This window comes from Tenacibaculum haliotis (assembly GCF_025215075.1).
In the GTDB taxonomy this organism is placed as follows: Bacteria; Bacteroidota; Bacteroidia; order Flavobacteriales; family Flavobacteriaceae; genus Polaribacter; species Polaribacter haliotis_B.
On record NZ_JAOBTH010000027.1, the window covers coordinates 169,902 to 188,221 of the forward strand.

Genomic DNA, 18,320 nt, shown 5'->3' on the forward strand with positions numbered 1-18,320 from the left:
TTTACTTTGTAAAAATACAAAAACCGATTCTTTAATAAAGAATCGGTTTTTCATGAATGAATTAAACTATTTACTTAGTTTTTTACTGATAAAAAATTATAGTTTTTAGCGTAAAAATTCATTTGTTCTTCAAATGTTGTAGGCTGTGTAACTTTTACATTTGTAATATTACCTTCTTCATCTACTTCTGTTACTAAAACAGGGTTTACAAATCCGCTATAAGGAGCTGATGTAAATTTTTCATTACGATCTAAAACCTCTTTATGAATTGCCTGATCTACTTTAACACCGTAACCTTCAACTAATGCTTTAGCCGCTTCAAAATCTCCTTCAGATTTAATTCTTTGTGTTTCTTTTAATAAACGCCCAAAAATTTCACGAAGCTTCATATAATCGTTTACAACGAAATAAGTTTTACCATCTTTAGTAACTTTCTCTATTACATTTTCTTTTTGTCCTTGCTCGAAAGACCAAGCAGAAACCCATTGGCGATTTACCATATGATCTTCTTCAATATCATCTCCTAATTTAATACGAATTAATTGTGCCATTAATCCGTTTCTGATATAACCATCATAAGCTGCCTTACCAACTTTTTCCCAATCACTTACCAAGCCTAATTCTTGTAATTTAGGATCCATTAAATAATACAACCCTACTAAATCAGCCCTACCTTCTTCCATCGTAGATGCATAGTTTTTTAATGTTTCTTTTGGCTGCCCTACTCCTTCGTTTATAAGACCCGAAGCATGACCGATTACCTCGTGTAAAGCAGTGTGTAACTTATCCGCTAATTTCCCGTATTCAAGTTCTAATTTTACTTCTTCTTCACTATACGCAAACTCTTTTAATCTACCAGAACCACCAGCATTGTTGTAAGCGCCAATAATGTTTCCTAATGAAACTGATTTAGAACCGTGCTCTTGGCGAATCCAGTTATTGTTTGGTAAATTTACTCCAATTGGTGTACTTGGTGATGCATCACCAGCTTCACCTGCAACATTTACAGTTTTATAAGAAACTCCTACTACATTTTTCTTTTTATGATTTTCATCTAACGGAGAATTATCTTCAAACCATTGTGCGTTATCAGATAAAACTTTCATCTTTTTAGACATATCGAAATCTTTTATTTGCACTACAGTCTCGTAAGAACCTCTATATCCTTTAGGATCATTATACACTTCTATAAAACCGTTTATCCAATCTATATTTCCTTCTGTTGACGTAGCCCAAGAAATACAATATTTATCCCAAACATCTAAACTACCTGTTTTGTAGTACTCTATCAACAATCCTAAAGTTTCTCCTTGTTTTTCATTTTCTGCAACACCCTGAGCCTTCTCTAACCAATACACAATTTTATCGATCGCAGCTCCATACATTCCGCCCGATTTCCAAACTTTTTCTACTAATTTTCCGTTTTCACGAACTAATTTAGAGTTTAATCCAGCTTCTATCGGCTGCCCTTTTGGTCCTTTATATGCTGTTTTATAAAAAGTTTCAACATCTTTACTTGTAATATCTGGTCCGTAAAAATTAATTGCTGAGGCTAAAACATTATCAACTCCGGCTTTTTTATTTACCTTTTTGGCATCCTTTTTATTAAAAACAACTTCTAATGCTTCTGTAGATAAAGTAACGTTCACTTCTTTTAATAAACCAACTAAATAATCTTTAGAAAAAGCAGGCTTAATTTTATCGTTAGAATAATGGTGATGAATTCCGTTTGAAAACCAAACACGCTTTAAATAGGTAGTAAATTTTTTAAAGTCTTCTGAGTTTTTATCTCCTTTATAATTAGTGTTTACTTTCTCTAAAGCAGTTCTTATCTCTAAATTATGACGGTAGTTTTGATCCCACATAATATCACGCCCTGATAAACCAGCTTGCGTTAAATAATACACTAACTTTTTTTCTTTTAACGTTAATTCCTCAAACCCCGGAATTTGATATCTTAAAACTTTTATATCCGCAAATTGCTCAACCTCATGGTTAAACTTCGCTTCAGTTTTTACTTCTTCTTTTGTTTCTTTAGCTTCTTTTTTATTATCCACTCCACAAGAAACCAATAAGCTAACTGCAGCAGCAGTATAAAGCATTTGTTTTAATTTCATTTTTATAGTTTTAAATTGATTTTTCAGTTGATAAATGTACAAATTTTAAATTTCGTTATATCTAAAACAATCGGTTGTATGATCGTTTACCATACCTGTAGCCTGCATATAAGCATACATAACCGTAGAGCCCACAAACTTGAATCCGCGCTTTTTTAAATCTTTTGATATTTTATCCGACAAAACTGTTGTTGCAGGTACATCTTCTCTTTTATCGAATATATTTTTAATTGGCTTACCATCAACAAAACCCCAAATATACTTCGAAAAAGAACCGAATTCTTTTTGAACTTCCATAAAAAGTTGCGCGTTAGAAATTGCTGATTTAATTTTTAATTTATTTCTTATAATTCCGCTATTCAATAGCAACTCATTATATTTATCTTCATTATAAGTTGCAATTTTTTTATAATCAAAATCATCAAATGCTTCTCTAAAATTTTCTCTTTTCTTTAAAATGGTAATCCAACTTAAACCTGCCTGAAAAGTTTCTAAAATCAAAAACTCAAATAAGGCTTTATCATCGTAAACAGGAACGCCCCACTCTTTGTCGTGATACGCTATATATAACGGATCATCACTCACCCAAAAACATCTTTTCTTCATTTTCTTGTCTTTAAAAGTTGAAAATTACTGTTAAACAAACTAAAAATCAATGAAAAACGGAATAATTTTTGCAACTTTATAGGTATCTAATTTACAGATTATGAAAACTTTAAAATATTTTTCGACAGTAATCATCTTAATAATTTCCTTTTATGCTTGTGGTACTTCGCCTATAAAAAACAAAAATACCGTAAAAGAAGAACCTGTTGTTATTAAAAATGACAGCTTAGAGTATGAAATTACAATTATTGATATTGGTTTTACGACTTATTTAAACACCATTGCAAGATCGCCAGGATTTCATTCGCAATTTTATTTAGAAAATAAAAACCGAAGATATGTTTCTGTATGGAATTCTAGAGTTAACAACCCTATTAATTTTAACACCAACATTTACGAGAACATCATCGACTATAACCAAAATGTTAATTACGGCTACGACGTAAACTACAAACTTTTTAATTATTTTGAGTTTGCACAACGTAAATACCGAATGACTTTACGCTAAAAAATAAATAACTTTGTAAAATGTATATTTGCCAAAAAATTAACAGTACAATATGAAGTTTTTACGAAATTTACTAGCATCAATTATTGGTTTTTTTATAGCCATCTTTTTAATCTTTGCCTTTTTTATTGCCATCGCCTCTATTGTTGGCTCTGATGAAGAAATCATCGTAAAATCAAATTCTGTTTTAGAATTAGATTTATCAGCAACCATAAAAGATTACGCTCCTAAAGACGACAATCCGTTAGCCGAAATTTTAGAGTTAACTGATGAAAAGCTAGCTTTAAACAAAATAATTAACGCTATCGAAAATGCTAAAACAGATAGTAACATTAAAGGAATAAGTATCAAAACAGCATTAGTAAACGCTGGTGTAGCACAAACGCAAGCCATCAGAAATAAAATTGAAGAATTTAAAGAGAGTGGTAAATTTGTGTATGCCTACAACGATGTATATTCACAAAAAAACTATTATTTAAGTTCGGTTGCCGATAGTTTATTCTTAAATCCTGTTGGTGCTATTGATTTTAAAGGTTTGTCTACCGAAGTTTTATATTATAAAGATTTTGAAGATAAATACGGAATTAAAATGGAAGTGATTCGTCACGGAAAATACAAAAGTGCAGTTGAGCCATATTTAACGAATAAGATGAGTGATGCTAACCGCGAACAAACTACTTCGCTTTTAAAATCTATCTGGTCAGAAATTACAGATGACATTAGCAAAAGCAGAAATATAACTACCCAACAATTAAATTTAATTGCTGATAATGCCAATGGTAGAAATGCAATAATGGCTAAAAATCATAAATTAATTGATGCTATTATTTATGAAGATGAATACGACGCTAAACTAGCCTTAAATGCTGATAAAAAAATAAACACAATCTCTTTAGCTGATTATATTAAATCTGGAAAAGGACGAATTTCTTCTACCGCAAAAAATAAGATTGCTGTAATTTATGCACAAGGAGAAATAATGTATACTGAAGGAAATGAAAATATTATTGGTCAAGGAATTATAAACAAAGCATTACGAAAAGCAAGAAAAGATAAAAATGTAAAAGCAATTGTTTTACGTGTTAATTCACCAGGAGGTAGCGCTTTAGCTTCTGAATTAATTTGGCGCGAGTTAGAATTAACAAAAAAAGAAAAACCGTTAGTAGTTTCTATGGGTAACGTAGCCGCTTCTGGCGGATATTATATTGCTTGTAATGCTGATAAAATATTAGCCGAACCTACCACAATTACCGGTTCTATTGGTGTTTTTGGAGCCATTCCAAATTTCAACAAATTTGCAGACAACATTGGTATTAATGCCGAGCAAGTATCTACAAACAACAACCCTAACTATAGTATTTTTGAACCTATGGATAAAAAATTCTATGACGTTACCAAAGAAGGTGTAGAACAAATCTATACTACTTTTGTAAACCGTGTTGCAACTGGTCGTAATATGACTTTCGAACAAGTAAATGAAATTGCACAAGGAAGAGTTTGGACAGGTAAAGAAGCGCTTGAAAATGGTTTAGTTGATAAATTAGGTAACCTAAATGATGCTATTAAAATTGCAGCTGAATTAGCCAAAGTAGAAACATATAAGATTCGTAATTACCCTAATTATAAAAAAGATTTAAAGGAAGCTTTTAATTTTTCTCCTTTTGCGAAAGTATCTAAAGAAGAAATTTTAAAAGAAACATTAGGTGATGAAAATTACCAACTCTATAACAACATCAATCAGATGAAAAAATTAAAAGGAATTCAAGCAAGAATGCCTTACATACTTCAAATAAAATAAGCGCAATAAAAAAGCCTTGACAATGTCAAGGCTTTTTTATTATAAGTAATTTATAATCGTTTTATAAACCGAAACTCTCTTTTACTTTCGCTACATAATCTAACTTTTCCCAAGTAAATGTTTCTACTTCTCGCTCAACAGTTTCTCCCATTGGGTTAGAAAATGTTACCGTTTTCTTTTCTGATTTTCTTCCCATGTGCCCATAAGCAGCAGTTTCAGAATAAATAGGTGACCTAAGTTTTAAACGTTGCTCGATAAAGTATGGACGCATATCAAAAATAGTTTCTACTATTTTACTAATCTCTCCGTCTGTTTTATCAATCGTTGCAGTACCATATGTTTCTACATTAATACTTGTTGGCTTTGCAACACCAATAGCATAAGAAACCTGTACTAAAACTTCTTTACATAATCCTGCTGCCACTAAGTTCTTTGCAATATGACGTGTAGCATAAGCTCCAGAACGATCTACTTTAGATGGATCTTTTCCTGAAAATGCTCCACCACCGTGTGCTCCTTTTCCACCATAAGTATCTACAATAATTTTACGCCCTGTTAAACCAGTATCTCCATGAGGACCACCAATTACAAAAACTCCTGTTGGGTTAATGTGGTACGTAATACTATCTGTAAATAACTTCTGGATACTAGCAGGTAATTTAGCTACAACTCTTGGAATTAAAATAGAAACAATATCAGACTTGATTTTAGCTAACATTACATCATCATTTGCATCAAAATCGTCATGTTGTGTAGAAATAACAATCGCATCAATTCTTTGCGGTACATTATCATCAGAATACTCAATAGTTACTTGAGATTTCGCATCTGGTCGTAAATAAGTAATATCGCTATTCTCTCTGCGCAACTCAGCTAACTCAATTAACAAACGATGAGATAATTCTAATGCCAATGGCATATAGTTTTCAGTTTCATCGGTTGCATAACCAAACATCATTCCTTGATCACCTGCTCCTTGATCTTCTGGATTTGCTCTTACAACACCTTGATTAATATCTGGTGATTGCTCATGAATTGCAGAAAAAACACCACAAGAACTACCATCAAACATATACTCACTTTTGGTATATCCTATCTTGTTTATTACATCTCTTGCAATTTGTTGAACATCTAAATATGTTTTAGATTTCACTTCTCCTGCCAAGACTACCTGACCTGTAGTTACTAATGTTTCACAAGCAACTTTCGATGTAGGATCAAAAGCTAAAAAATTATCGATTAAAGCATCAGAGATCTGATCCGCTATCTTATCCGGGTGTCCTTCAGAAACACTTTCCGAAGTAAATAAATATGACATAAAAATTCTTTTTAAAAATTAAATAAAAGAAAAACTTGGATTGCTTGGTCGCGTAAAGGAGTAGATAATTACTGCTTTAGCATTTTATTTATGAACTCGCGTTCAAAGAGGTTGCAATCAGTCAAATTTTTCCTCAAAATTATATTGCAAAGTTATACATTATTTAACACACAGAAAAACAAACGGGTAAAGAAATAGAAACTATTGATACAATGATAATAAAAAGTAATTTTCGTAAAATTGTTTTGGTGAAATATTTGATTACTTTTGTAGTGTACAAATAAGACATTAACCTAAATAAAACAGAATAAAATGGCATTAGAAATTACAGATGCAAACTTCGAGGAAGTAGTATTAAAATCAGACAAACCAGTATTAGTTGATTTTTGGGCAGCTTGGTGTGGACCTTGTAGAATGGTTGGGCCAATTGTAGATGAAATTCATACTGAATATGAGGGAAAAGCTGTAGTAGGTAAAGTAGATGTTGATAACAATCAAGAATTTGCGGCTAAATACGGTGTAAGAAATATACCTACTGTTTTAGTATTTAAAAACGGTGAAGTTGTAGACAAGCAAGTTGGTGCAGCTCCTAAAAAAGCATATACTGATAAAATTGATGCTGCTATATAAACAGCACATTTATAATATATCATTGAAAAGGTTTGGCTAACGCTAAACCTTTTTTTATTTTCGAAAGATATATGATTGATTTAAATAACACTTCATCAGAAATAAGAAACTTAGAGTTACTTGCCAAACAAGTTGTTGAAGGTTTTATTACAGGGATACATAAAAGTCCGTTTCACGGATTCTCTGTAGAGTTTTCAGAACACAAACTATATAACAAAGGAGAAAGCACTCGCCATATAGATTGGAAGTTATTTGCTAAGACCGAAAAACTATATATTAAGAAGTACGAAGAGGAGACAAATTTACGTTGTCATTTAATTATAGACAATTCCGCCTCTATGCACTACCCTATTCTAAAAACCCAGTCGGTACACAATTTAAACAAAATTGGTTTTGCTGCAGTTGCCGCTGCATCGTTAATGGAAATTTTAAAAAAGCAACGAGATGCCGTAGGTTTAAGTATTTATTCTGATACTTACGAATACTATGCTCCAGAAAAAGGAAGCGAACGTCACCGTAAGATGTTATTAAATCAATTAGAAAGTTTACTTACCTCAAATTCTAAAGCAACAACAGAAACCTATAAGTATTTGCATGAAATTGCAGAAAAAATTCATAGACGTTCTTTAATTTTTCTTTTTACGGATATGTTTCAAACATCAAAAGACGAAGAAGTACTTTTCGACGCATTAAGACACTTAAAATTTAACAAACATGAGGTGATATTGTTTCATACTTATGATAAAAAAACAGAATTTTTATTCGATTTTGACAATAAACCTAAAAAATTTATTGACGTAGAGACAGGAGAAGAAATAAATTTACATGCCGAAAACATTCAAGAAAACTACACAGAGTTAAGCTCTAAATTCTTCAATAATCTAAAAAACAAATGCTTACAATATAAAATAGATTACATACCTGTTGATATTAATGAAGGCTATAATAAGATACTAACTGCTTACCTTGTTAGCAGACAAAAAAAACATAATTAATCTCTTTTTTATTTAAAAAAAGGTTCTATATTTGCAACCGCTTAGAGCAATTAGCAACGGTCTGGTAGTTCAGCTGGTTAGAATACCTGCCTGTCACGCAGGGGGTCGCGGGTTCGAGTCCCGTCCAGACCGCAAAATTATCTAAGCAATAATTATAGTACAATGCTACAAGCAACGGTCTGGTAGTTCAGCTGGTTAGAATACCTGCCTGTCACGCAGGGGGTCGCGGGTTCGAGTCCCGTCCAGACCGCAAAAAGCTTCTCTTTTCAAGAGGAGCTTTTTTAGTTTACAGTAATTACAAGGGATTCACTACTACTCTACTCTTTCAAAACCTTATAAAAACAACTACAAAGGAGTACTTTTAGGTGTACATAGCTAAAAAAGCTAGGTGTATCAAAAGTGTACCATTGGGTGTACCACTCTTATTTTCAGGTGTACCATTACTAATTACACACAACACAATGAATAACAATAGATTAATTATTCTATTCTTCTTACAAAAGAATAGAACTAACAAACAAAATAAGTGTCCAATTAGATGCAGAATAACTTACTATAAAAAACGAAAAGAATTCTCAACTGGTTTTTTTATAAATCCAGAATATTGGAATAGTAAAGAACAATTAGCTAAACCACCTGATAAAGACAATACTTTTATAAACACCCAACTAAGTCTGATTAAACAACAAATTAATCAGGCTTTCTTGTTTTTACAGGTAAATGAAAAAGAGTTTGATGTTGAAGATATTTATTTACAATACAGGGGTAAAAGCATAAAATCTGAAAAAACATTTCTTGAGGTATTTGACTATCACAATTCAAAAATTAAAAAGATGATTAGTATTAGCTATGTAGAATCAACTTACAAGAAATTTGAAGAATGTAAAAAGCTAATAAAAAGATTTATTAAACATAAATACAAGAAAAATGATTTAGTACTCAAAAATATAAAACTCATATTTTTAGAAGATTTAGATTATTATTTAAAAACCGAAAGAAAACAAAGTCAAAGTACAATAAACAAACACATACAGAGAACCCGCAAGATTATCAAATTAGCCTTTCTAGAGGGATATATTGACAAAGACCCATTTGTGTTTTACAAAGCCAAGAAAACCTATAAAAAGCTAATTTTCTTAACTGATAAAGAATTAAAATTATTAGAAACTCATCAGTTAAAACAAAAGAAACTATCAGTTGTAAAAGACTTATTCATTTTTTGTTGTTATACAGGATTAGCTTATGTAGATATGTCAAAATTAAATATTAAACACATTCAAATTGGATTTGATGGCAATGAATGGATTGAGATGGAGAGAAAAAAAACAAAATCTAAAGTTTCAGTTCCATTATTACCCAAAGCAAAAGAAATCTTATTAAAATACAATAATGATTTACCTGATATATCTAATCAAAGATTTAATTCTTATTTAAAAGAAATCGCAGATATAGTAGGACTAAATAAAAACCTTACTCATCATATAGCTAGAAAAACATTTGCTTCTACTGTATTGCTTTATAATGGTGTTCCTATGGAAATTGTATCTGAATTACTAGGGCATTCTAAAATCACAGTAACACAAGAGCACTACGCTAAAGTAGTTAAGAAAAAGATTAGTGATGAAGTTTTTATGCTTCAGGCTAAACTAAAAGATAATTCTTAATAGTAAATTAAATAATTAGAATATTCAAGAAGATGAACTTAGGTTCATCTTTTTGTTTTTTAGAAAAGTGTTATTTTAGGGTTTATAAATAAAATTAGCTATGAATACTGAATTTAAGGACTACCCTATTGAGTATAAAGAAGTAAACCCTGATGACTTTATTTGTGAAACTGATATAGTTGGTTCTAGGACTAATAATAGTACACTTAAGATTGAACCTAATGGACAGAAAATAATTATACCACCTGATGAAAATGGTTATATAAATAATTCTCTTCAAGCTCAAATAACCATAGATTACAAAAATACAGTAATTGTAAATGCAGCTGTAGGTCAAGGTAAATCTTATGGAATTATAAAAACTATAAAAAGATACTACGAAGATACATCTAGACAAAAATATTTAATAATTGTAGCATCACCTTTTGTTAGCTTAGTTAAGCAGTATGTAAATGATATTCATGTAGATGGTGGAATACCTAAAGAGAAAATATTTGATTATAATAACCTGGGAAGAACATCAAATATAGATTATTTAAATAAGTTCGTGCATGTAGTTACAGCAAATACATTATTAGGTAACCCAGGAGAAGATGGCTTTAAGAACTCCGAAATTAAAAGAGAATACTTAAGTTTATTATCTAAGTATTGTGAAAAAAACAGCATAAAGGTTGTTTTTATATATGATGAAATACATGATTCACATCATAACTTTAGGCAAGAATATATTTTTAATCTATGGAAATGGCAAAAGGTTATCCACAAGAATTTCATAATAAGTGCCACCTTTAATGAAGCTTCAAAAGTTGTAGTTGAATATTTAGCAGAACTCACTGACAGAAAAATTAAAATAATAGAATCTAAAAGAACAAGGTTTTCAAGAAAACAAAGTGCTCTTTACCTACATTATAGTGATGATTATAATTTTACTACTGAGACAAAAGAAATAAAGAATACAATTTTTAGGCTATTAGAGAGAAAGAAAGATATTGATGTACTGTGTTATTCAAAATCACTTTCAAAGGATATAATAAACCCAAGAGAAGATATAGGTAAGGAATTACGTAAGATGTATGGAAATGATGGGATTAAAGATTGCACCTCTCAATTAGCTTCAAATAGTAGAGAGGAAAATATAGAGCAACAAAATCAATTTGATAACTCAATGTGTAATGTTGGTACTAATTTCAAGACAGGAGTAAGTATAAAGAAACACAATCATGCGTTGGTGATTATTATGCCATCTAGAAGTACAAGGCTACATTTTAAAAATCAATACGGAATATTTTCTGGTGGAATTAATTCAGTGATACAAGCCTTAGCAAGACAGAGATATATGAAGCCTGAAGAAGAAACACAAGAGAAAAACCAAATTCATATTATTTTATCTAGACCCAACCAATTTGATTATACTTCACTTCAGTATACTTTGATGAATCAAGCACAAAAGCTTCAATTTTCAAAACTCTATTCAAGAGTACATGATGTAAATGAACAAGAAGAATGTGTAAAATATTTTAAGTTTGGTATACAAAATAGGTTATTATATCAATTTTATTCAGTTGAATTACAAGGCTACTTATCTAATGAAATTGATATAGTTGGTACTAGGAACAGAAGAGGATTACCAGCTTTAAATTTTCCAGAATTCAAAACTTTTGTATTAGAAAAAGGAGAAGATTATTTAGCAAATACTTATCCAATCTTCGGGAGAGATATTAGTGGCTATATAACCTATGCTGCTATTACAAATCAATTTATAAATTGTAAACTAGAAAAGGTATTTGCAAGTAAAATGCTATGGTTTAGTGAAACTAACATAGAAGAAGAACTTACTAGATTTTACAGCAATCATGCTATTGAATATAAACTTAGACTTCATTTAGACTACGGAAATTTTAGCGCATACTATTACGAGCTAAGAGATTATGTATTTAATGTGTGCAAAGTATCCTATAAAAGAAAAAGGTTAAATCAAGAACAGGAAACTTATCAAAGGAGTAAAGAAGCACTTAAAGCATTTGAAATACAACTCATTTCTAGAGCTAAGAAATGGTTCTTTGGAGCTGAGCACACAGAAGATTATTCAAGAGCAGATTATCTCTTAGATAATATAAAAACAGCTTCTGAGATAGAGACTCCTACTGCTGAAGATGAAGTACAACAAAAAAGAATAACCCTATTTAAAGCTATAGGACATTTTAGGAATAAACTACTTGTAAATATTAAGAAGTATGATAGTAAGGGGAAACAATACTACTACTTAAGAACTGATAATAAGTTCGGATTAGATTCAATAGATTTAGATGTATTAACTCAATTAGAAGGATTATTAACATATGATGATTTTTTAAACAATGATATTTTTATATTTAGAAGAAGCTTAGAGAATAAAACTCCAAGACAAAAGATAAACTCCCTGTATAAGCTTTTGAAAAAGGACTTTGTAGTGTTAGGAAAAAGAAAAGAGCATTATGTAAGTGGTGAAAGGGTGCTTGTTAAAGAAGTAATTTCTATTAAAATAATGAATCACAATTCCATCAACTTTCTAAACCCTAGTATCAATTGGGAGCAAATAAAGCAGGAGAGAATAGATTACTTAGGTCAAGAAGAATATGATAGATTATATTCAGAATTAGCTCTTGATGATATAGATACTTCTGGTTTTTAAACAATCCACACTTTTATGTATTTGTATAGTATATAAAAAACAATAAAGTGGAGTTTTACTGTTTGAATAAAGTAAGACTCCTTTTTAATCCTAGTACCCACCAATTAAATCAAAACTTTATAGATTTAAAAGAGGAATTAGTTGTGAGGTATAAAAGTTACCTCCCCTCTCTTAAAAACACACCCCACCTCAAAATACTTTAGTATTTCAAGATTTTCTCTCCTAGAAATCTTGTTAGGCAAAGGTAGTGAAAAAAATTTAGAATTAGGTCTTTCAAATGTTAAAAAAACACTAATTAAGTGATTTATTTTCAAGTAATTAGATGCGTTTTTAAATTTAAGATTATACACATAGATATTAACTAATTTAAACAATAAAATTATGCAATTAAAACAAAGTAAAAGAACAAATGTAAAACTCAGATTAGGAATATCTGGAGCAAGTGGATTTGGTAAAACTCACTCTGCTTTACTATTAGCTTATGGTATGACAAAAGATTGGAATAAGATAGCTGTAATTGATACAGAAAACTCATCAGCTAGTTTGTATTCAGATTTAGGAAGTTTTAATGTAGTAGACTTACAAGCTCCTTATTCACCAGAAAGATATATTGAAGCTATAGAATTATGTGAAAAGTCCAATATGTCAGTAGTTATCATTGATTCTATGAGTCATGAATGGAATGGTACGGGAGGATGCTTGCAGATACACGAAAAATTAGGTGGCAGGTGGCAGGATTGGGCAGTTGTAACACCTAGACATCAGAACTTTATAAACAAAATATTACAATCATCTTGCCATATTATAACTACTACTAGAAGAAAAGTAGATTACTCTTTAGATTCAGTAGGTAATGGTAAAACTAAAGTTGTAAAACATGGAACTAAAGAAATTACAAGAGAAGGTTTTGAATATGAATTGACTGTAAATTTTGAATTAGTTAATGATAGGCATTTAGTTAAAGCAAGTAAGGATAGAACAGGTTTGTTTATGAATAAACCAGAGTTTGTAATTACAGATAAAATAGGTGAGAGATTATTGAAATGGTGTAATACCATGCCTCTTACAGTTAAAGAAATGATGCATAAAATTAATAACTCTTTATCAGTATCAGAATTAACTGAACTTTATAATGATAATCCAAAATACCAACAGTCTTTACAATCTCAGTTTAAGAGTAAAAAAGAACAATTAGAAAAATTAAGTAACCAACAAAACTTTAGTACAAATGGAATTACAACTCATACCAACTAGAAAAAATACAGATATTCAAAAAACTACTAACATAATAGAGTATAATGATATTGTAAGTAGTGAAAATAATTCTCCTTTTATAGAGGCTAACACAAAGAGTGTTAGTCTTTCTCATTTAAAGGAGAAATGTATTATTCCTGTATTCTCAAAAGACAATGAAAGAACTATTAGCCATCATGAGTTTATTGAAGTAGTGCAAGATGCTGTAAGAAAAGTTTTTCCTCATCATATTATTTCAAAAGCTGAAATCAGAGTTTCTCATCAAATAAAAGGAAGAGTACCTTCTGCAATAAATAAATCTGTTAATGAGCTCTTAGAACATGAGAAAACAACCTATTATGAAAGAATGGCTTTTATAATAAGGATACCAAGTATTACTGATACTATTAATGGTAATAAAATATCTTTAACATTAGGAGGAGTTAGAGCCTATAACCAAGAGAATTTATATAGTAAAAAGACTATTGAGAAATTCAAATTTTTTGTGGGCTTTCAAAATTTAGTCTGTTGTAATTTGTGTGTAAGTTCAGATGGTTTTATAGATGAAATGCGGGTGGGTTCTTATACTGAACTAGGAAATAAGGTAACTACAGTTTTACAGCAATATCAAGCTGAACAGCACTTACAAGAAATGAAAAATCTTACTCAGTATCAATTAACAGAACATCAATTTGCTCAACTTATTGGTAGGATGAGGTTATATCAGTACTTACCTAAAGAACAAAAGGCTATCATACCTGATTTCTTATTAAATGATGGGCAAATTTCTACCATTGCAAAAGATTTCTACCAAGATGAAAGGTTTTGTAAAAGCAATGATAGTACAATTAATTTATGGAATGTATATAACTTATTTACTTCTGCTAATAAGAGTAGTTATATAGATACTTTCTTAAATAGAAACTCAAATGTTTTTGAATTTACTCAAGGTTTAGCTAAAGCACTCAATGGTAATGGAGATTATCATTGGTTTTTGAGTTGATAGAAGCCCAACCTATTTAGTTAGGGAGGGCTTTATCTTAAGTAAATTATAACTATTTATTTTTTTTATTTCAAGATGCTCTAATAACTTCTTTCTTATTAAGTTTTCAAGTTTCTTTTTTCTATTCTCTTTATCTAGCTTGAAATTAATAGATACTTGAAGTTCAGAGTCTTCATTTTTATTTCTCATATAATCTGGAAAAGAAAGTATTATTATAGCTTCTCCTTTTACATCATCAGAATAATTAAGTTTATACTTTAATTTAACAGATGAGAAAATAAGATTCGGATGATACTCTTCTTTAGATAATAGAATATGGTTTTCCAAACCTTTACCATTTAATTTTAAATTTACAATCTCATCAAGAAATTTTTTAATATCAATATGACTTTTTTTATCAGAATCCCTATATAAATCTATATCAGTTATTGATTTGAAATCTAAAAATAAAGAGAGATTTTCCATGAAAGAATTAAAAAACTTAATCCTTGACTCATTATCAAAGTCTTTAAATTTTATAGAAATAAAATCATCTTGAGGATTAATAATTGAATTATAATTCAACAATCTCTTTGTTTCATTAATTATAATATTATTTACCTCAAAGGTTTCCCTAGATGTAGAGTTCTGTTGAACTGAAATTTGAACATTACCATCAGAGGTTTTTCTTAGCATTACAGAACCATTATGGTATGTTTTGTTATCTGTCCAATCATTTAGAACATTTTCTCTTTCAATTCTATACTCTACCATAACAGTATTTTTATCTGGAATGGTAAAATTAGGTGCTCCTATTACTTTATAACCTGGGTTGTAAGTGTGTATTTTACTTATCTTAGAGTTTAAATCTAGTTCAGATGAAAAAACTTCGGATAAATCAAAATCCTTACTACACTTTATAGAAGATGTTCGATATTTTAAACTCTCTTCTTTGCTTTTTTGCGCACTATACAATTCCTCAAAATCATCTGGACTAATTATACTCTTCATTAGCATTGGGATTGAGTCATTTTTTTTGCTTCTCCCTATAAAAACCCCCTTCTCTCTTAATAAATTATTAATCTTTGAACTTGATATTTCTGATTTGATAAGTAATTGCCTTACTTTATCTCCTTGTGGTAAAAAATCTTTTTTCATTTTTAATTTCTAAAGTCTGATGGGAATTTTTCTACAAATAGATTTTCATTGAATTTGTAATTTTCAAATTTTGAAAGCTTTTCTTTCACTAAGTTCCCATCAATTGATGAATTATAGTTTTTAAATTTAAAAATGGTTTCATCTACAGCATTTAATAAGTCAAAAGACTTTGTAAAGTTTAACACTTGAGCAAAACTTTTTTCATCAAAGTCATCATTAATAAATACTTTTAATATGATTTGATTATTATCTTTTATTCTCAATGGGATTATATCAGAGTATAAATAATCTAAAGGGAAAGTTTTCCCATAAGATTTCTCTTGAATTAACTCTGTATTTATACCAGAATTATGGTAAACAAAATCTACATTCTCATGCTTATATTTGTCTTTTGTCTTAAAAATGCTTTCATAAAAAAAATTTATCTTTTGATTATCAACTAATATGATTTTATCAAAATTTAAGTCACTATCTATTATAGCATTTTTCAAAAAAGGAGATAAATCATAATTTAAAGGACTTGCATCAGACAACCAGACTAAAACACCAGTTATAGTGGTTTTACTAACATTGATATACTCCTTATCTATTTTACTTTTTTTTTCACTAAAACGGAAACACTCAATACCATAAGCTAAATCTTTGATATACTTTTTAAACTCTGTCTTTAATGTTGATTTACTACTAGGGTATTCTTTACCTGTATATTTTGAAGAAATGAGACCTATATCTAGTAAATAATCTTCAACAGGGCTTTTATAATTTATTAGACCATCCAATCCATGAGTGGTTCTTTCTTTTTTAGCTTCTACTCTTTTATGTTTTTTACCTTTTACACAGTTGATTGATGTATTCTCTTCTAATGAATTAAAATTTAAAATATCTTCAAATAAGAATTTAGAAATTTTTTCTCCTTTCTCACCTATTGATTTAGACCATTCTCCCATTTCTTTTTCTTTTTCTTTTTCGGGGTTAAGGCATTAAATATAGAATATAAAATTTTATATAAAAAATTTAAAGTAAACTTTTCTCACATGTAAGTCTCTCTATCCAAACTACCCCCACTTATTCTAGATTTTGAAATGCCCCTTGGTGTTTCTGTATAGAAAATATTCTTACTTCCTAGATTAAAAAACAAGATGATAGCTGTTTTTAAAGGAGAAGATATTTTCTAGAATCAACTTATTTATCAACTCAAAAAAATAAATTATGGTACAAATTGTAGGTTACAGAGGGTGTAACAAAGATGATGGTTCTGAATTCTACTTGTTAGAGTTACAGGGAGGTATAGAAATGGTAATTAGTAAAACAACAGGACAGTTCTATGCTACAGCTAAAAAAGCTGTAATAACATCAACTTTTGATGAGGTTACTTGTAAGGCTCTTATTGGAACTCAAATGAAAGGAAGTATTGTTAAGCAGGAAGTAGCTCCTTATGAATATGTAATTAAAGAAACAGGAGAAGAAATTATTTTAACTCATAGATGGGTTTATACACCAGATGAAGCTCCTAATGTAGAGAAGTTATTTCAAACTAATGTTGATGCTTTTTCTCCTAATGGAGTAAATCAATAATTAAGCAGAAGCTGTATAACTTAATTCTGTCCAAGTTTTGTGTTTATTATAATAAGTGATTACGAAAGTTGGACAGAATTTAATTTTTAAAGAAATGAATGTAGCAGAAATAAAAGTTTCTTATTCAACTAATGATAGAAGAAAAGTTAAAATTACAGATAGTAAAGATGCTTATAAGTTAGTTCTAGATAACTGGAATCAAGACCTTATAGAATTACAGGAAGAAGTGAAAGTCATTTTGCTAAACAGAGCTAATGTGGTACTAGGTATATATAATCTATCTAAGGGAGGTACAACAAGCTGTATAGTGGATATAAAGTTAATTATAAGTGTAGCATTGAAATGCGTTGCTCACAGTATTATTTTATGTCATAATCACCCAAGTGGAAACTTAAAACCAAGTACATCAGATAAGAGTATTACTATTAAATTAAAGTCAGCATGTATGTATATGGATTTGAACTTATTAGACCATCTAATTATAACTAAGACAGACTACTTTAGCTTTGCAGATGAAGGAATTTTATAATTATACTACTTGTAGTGTCTGCAATTTGTATACTATTGGTATTATTTTTTAGTCTAGTACCAACAAGGATGAGTGTATAAACAAGTTATAAAGGCACATGAGCTACAGGAATAAAAAAACCTAGATAATTAATTATAGCTTTTTTATAATAGAAAGAGCATTACAAGAGGTAGTTTTAGTGTATTACATTAGATAATAGCTTTTATCCTATAGTTCTATTGTGATTTGGATATAATAGCTAAAACTTATTCTTCCTCTTCAAATGACACATTTACTAAATCAGATAATGGAACTTCTAAAGCTTCACTAATTCTATATAAAGTAAAAAGAGTGGGGTTAGTTCTTCCAGATTCAATCCTAGAAATATTTGTAGTGTCAAATCTACCAAGCATTTTACTAGCTAAATCAACTTGTGATAAACCTTTAGACTCTCTAATGGTTTGTACACTCTTACCCACTTCTTTTTGAATTGAAATCTGTAATTGTTTTAAATCTTGAATCATTTGTTACTTGTCTTATTTGACAAGTCAATAAAA

General features: G+C 29.7%; 16 protein-coding genes and 2 tRNA genes. 12 read left to right on the forward strand and 6 right to left on the reverse strand.

The annotated features are described in order from the left end of the window. Positions 1–74 precede the first annotated feature (74 nt). Both N2251_RS08420 and N2251_RS08425 read right to left on the reverse strand, forming a co-directional pair. A complete protein-coding gene (locus tag N2251_RS08420) occupies positions 75–2,117 on the reverse strand; it encodes a dipeptidyl-peptidase 3 family protein (RefSeq protein ID WP_260586304.1) in 2,043 nt (680 codons plus the stop codon). Between the two features lie 45 nt (positions 2,118–2,162). Beyond that, entirely contained in the window at positions 2,163–2,723 is a 561-nt protein-coding gene (locus tag N2251_RS08425; RefSeq protein ID WP_260586305.1) for a DNA-3-methyladenine glycosylase I, read from the reverse strand. 100 nt (positions 2,724–2,823) lie between these two features. On the opposite strand from N2251_RS08425, the gene N2251_RS08430 reads away from it, so the two are divergent. Together N2251_RS08430 and sppA are read left to right on the forward strand one after the other, a co-directional pair. After that, positions 2,824–3,231: a DUF6146 family protein gene (locus tag N2251_RS08430; RefSeq protein WP_260586306.1), complete on the forward strand. Its 408-nt coding sequence runs from the start codon at positions 2,824–2,826 to the stop codon at positions 3,229–3,231. Positions 3,232–3,283: 52 nt separating this feature from the next. Further along, complete coding sequence (gene sppA / locus N2251_RS08435) at positions 3,284–5,029, forward strand: signal peptide peptidase SppA (protein WP_260586307.1); 1,746 nt, start codon at positions 3,284–3,286, stop codon at positions 5,027–5,029. Between the two features lie 61 nt (positions 5,030–5,090). On the opposite strand, the gene metK is transcribed toward sppA, so the two are convergent. Next, a complete protein-coding gene (gene metK / locus N2251_RS08440; protein ID WP_260586308.1) occupies positions 5,091–6,347 on the reverse strand; it encodes a methionine adenosyltransferase in 1,257 nt (418 codons plus the stop codon). Positions 6,348–6,659: 312 nt separating this feature from the next. On the opposite strand from metK, the gene trxA reads away from it, so the two are divergent. The 8 genes from trxA to N2251_RS08480 all read left to right on the forward strand — a co-directional run bounded on the left by trxA (position 6,660) and on the right by N2251_RS08480 (position 14,543). Next, positions 6,660–6,977: a thioredoxin gene (trxA, locus tag N2251_RS08445; RefSeq protein WP_260586309.1), complete on the forward strand. Its 318-nt coding sequence runs from the start codon at positions 6,660–6,662 to the stop codon at positions 6,975–6,977. Between the two features lie 71 nt (positions 6,978–7,048). Then, positions 7,049–7,972 (forward strand): DUF58 domain-containing protein, encoded by a 924-nt coding sequence (locus tag N2251_RS08450; protein WP_260586497.1) that lies wholly within the window; start codon positions 7,049–7,051, stop codon positions 7,970–7,972. 58 nt (positions 7,973–8,030) lie between these two features. Beyond that, positions 8,031–8,104, forward strand: a tRNA-Asp gene (locus N2251_RS08455). Positions 8,105–8,148: 44 nt separating this feature from the next. Next, a tRNA-Asp gene (locus N2251_RS08460) sits at positions 8,149–8,222 on the forward strand. A 211-nt stretch (positions 8,223–8,433) separates the two neighbouring features. Then, positions 8,434–9,636 (forward strand): site-specific integrase, encoded by a 1,203-nt coding sequence (locus N2251_RS08465; protein ID WP_068703068.1) that lies wholly within the window; start codon positions 8,434–8,436, stop codon positions 9,634–9,636. A 100-nt stretch (positions 9,637–9,736) separates the two neighbouring features. Then, positions 9,737–12,307, forward strand: a complete 2,571-nt coding sequence (locus tag N2251_RS08470) for a DEAD/DEAH box helicase family protein (RefSeq protein ID WP_068703066.1) — start codon at positions 9,737–9,739, stop codon at positions 12,305–12,307. A gap of 381 nt (positions 12,308–12,688) precedes the next feature. Then, on the forward strand, positions 12,689–13,561 hold the full coding sequence (locus tag N2251_RS08475) for an AAA family ATPase (protein ID WP_068703064.1): 873 nt from the start codon (positions 12,689–12,691) through the stop codon (positions 13,559–13,561). Next, positions 13,536–14,543, forward strand: a complete 1,008-nt coding sequence (locus N2251_RS08480) for a DUF3871 family protein (RefSeq protein WP_068703062.1) — start codon at positions 13,536–13,538, stop codon at positions 14,541–14,543. Before N2251_RS08475 ends, N2251_RS08480 begins: the two co-directional genes overlap by 26 nt. A 12-nt stretch (positions 14,544–14,555) precedes the next feature. On the opposite strand, the gene gapS4b is transcribed toward N2251_RS08480, so the two are convergent. After that, on the reverse strand, positions 14,556–15,680 hold the full coding sequence (gene gapS4b / locus N2251_RS08485) for a GapS4b family protein (RefSeq protein WP_068703054.1): 1,125 nt from the start codon (positions 15,678–15,680) through the stop codon (positions 14,556–14,558). Between the two features lie 2 nt (positions 15,681–15,682). Further along, positions 15,683–16,627, reverse strand: coding sequence for a GapS4a family protein (gene gapS4a, locus N2251_RS08490; RefSeq protein ID WP_068703052.1), 945 nt, complete (start codon positions 16,625–16,627; stop codon positions 15,683–15,685). A 262-nt stretch (positions 16,628–16,889) separates the two neighbouring features. Here gapS4a and N2251_RS08495 point away from each other — a divergent pair, with 262 nt between their 5' ends. Then, positions 16,890–17,255, forward strand: coding sequence for a hypothetical protein (locus N2251_RS08495; RefSeq protein ID WP_068703050.1), 366 nt, complete (start codon positions 16,890–16,892; stop codon positions 17,253–17,255). A gap of 94 nt (positions 17,256–17,349) precedes the next feature. Continuing rightward, positions 17,350–17,784 (forward strand): JAB domain-containing protein, encoded by a 435-nt coding sequence (locus tag N2251_RS08500; protein WP_068703948.1) that lies wholly within the window; start codon positions 17,350–17,352, stop codon positions 17,782–17,784. A gap of 245 nt (positions 17,785–18,029) precedes the next feature. Here N2251_RS08500 and N2251_RS08505 read toward each other — a convergent pair whose 3' ends face one another. Continuing rightward, positions 18,030–18,287 (reverse strand): helix-turn-helix domain-containing protein, encoded by a 258-nt coding sequence (locus N2251_RS08505; RefSeq protein WP_068703048.1) that lies wholly within the window; start codon positions 18,285–18,287, stop codon positions 18,030–18,032. Positions 18,288–18,320: the final 33 nt, after the last annotated feature.

Bases quoted from the DNA above. Each gene is read 5' to 3' on its own strand.
- N2251_RS08420 (WP_260586304.1), bottom strand. From the start codon at position 2,117: ATGAAATTAAAACAAATGCTTTATACTGCTGCTGCAGTTAGCTTATTG.
- N2251_RS08425 (WP_260586305.1), bottom strand. From the start codon at position 2,723: ATGAAGAAAAGATGTTTTTGGGTGAGTGATGATCCGTTATATATAGCG.
- N2251_RS08430 (WP_260586306.1), top strand. From the start codon at position 2,824: ATGAAAACTTTAAAATATTTTTCGACAGTAATCATCTTAATAATTTCC.
- sppA (WP_260586307.1), top strand. From the start codon at position 3,284: ATGAAGTTTTTACGAAATTTACTAGCATCAATTATTGGTTTTTTTATA.
- metK (WP_260586308.1), bottom strand. From the start codon at position 6,347: ATGTCATATTTATTTACTTCGGAAAGTGTTTCTGAAGGACACCCGGAT.
- trxA (WP_260586309.1), top strand. From the start codon at position 6,660: ATGGCATTAGAAATTACAGATGCAAACTTCGAGGAAGTAGTATTAAAA.
- N2251_RS08450 (WP_260586497.1), top strand. From the start codon at position 7,049: ATGATTGATTTAAATAACACTTCATCAGAAATAAGAAACTTAGAGTTA.
- N2251_RS08465 (WP_068703068.1), top strand. From the start codon at position 8,434: ATGAATAACAATAGATTAATTATTCTATTCTTCTTACAAAAGAATAGA.
- N2251_RS08470 (WP_068703066.1), top strand. From the start codon at position 9,737: ATGAATACTGAATTTAAGGACTACCCTATTGAGTATAAAGAAGTAAAC.
- N2251_RS08475 (WP_068703064.1), top strand. From the start codon at position 12,689: ATGCAATTAAAACAAAGTAAAAGAACAAATGTAAAACTCAGATTAGGA.
- N2251_RS08480 (WP_068703062.1), top strand. From the start codon at position 13,536: ATGGAATTACAACTCATACCAACTAGAAAAAATACAGATATTCAAAAA.
- gapS4b (WP_068703054.1), bottom strand. From the start codon at position 15,680: ATGAAAAAAGATTTTTTACCACAAGGAGATAAAGTAAGGCAATTACTT.
- gapS4a (WP_068703052.1), bottom strand. From the start codon at position 16,627: ATGGGAGAATGGTCTAAATCAATAGGTGAGAAAGGAGAAAAAATTTCT.
- N2251_RS08495 (WP_068703050.1), top strand. From the start codon at position 16,890: ATGGTACAAATTGTAGGTTACAGAGGGTGTAACAAAGATGATGGTTCT.
- N2251_RS08500 (WP_068703948.1), top strand. From the start codon at position 17,350: ATGAATGTAGCAGAAATAAAAGTTTCTTATTCAACTAATGATAGAAGA.
- N2251_RS08505 (WP_068703048.1), bottom strand. From the start codon at position 18,287: ATGATTCAAGATTTAAAACAATTACAGATTTCAATTCAAAAAGAAGTG.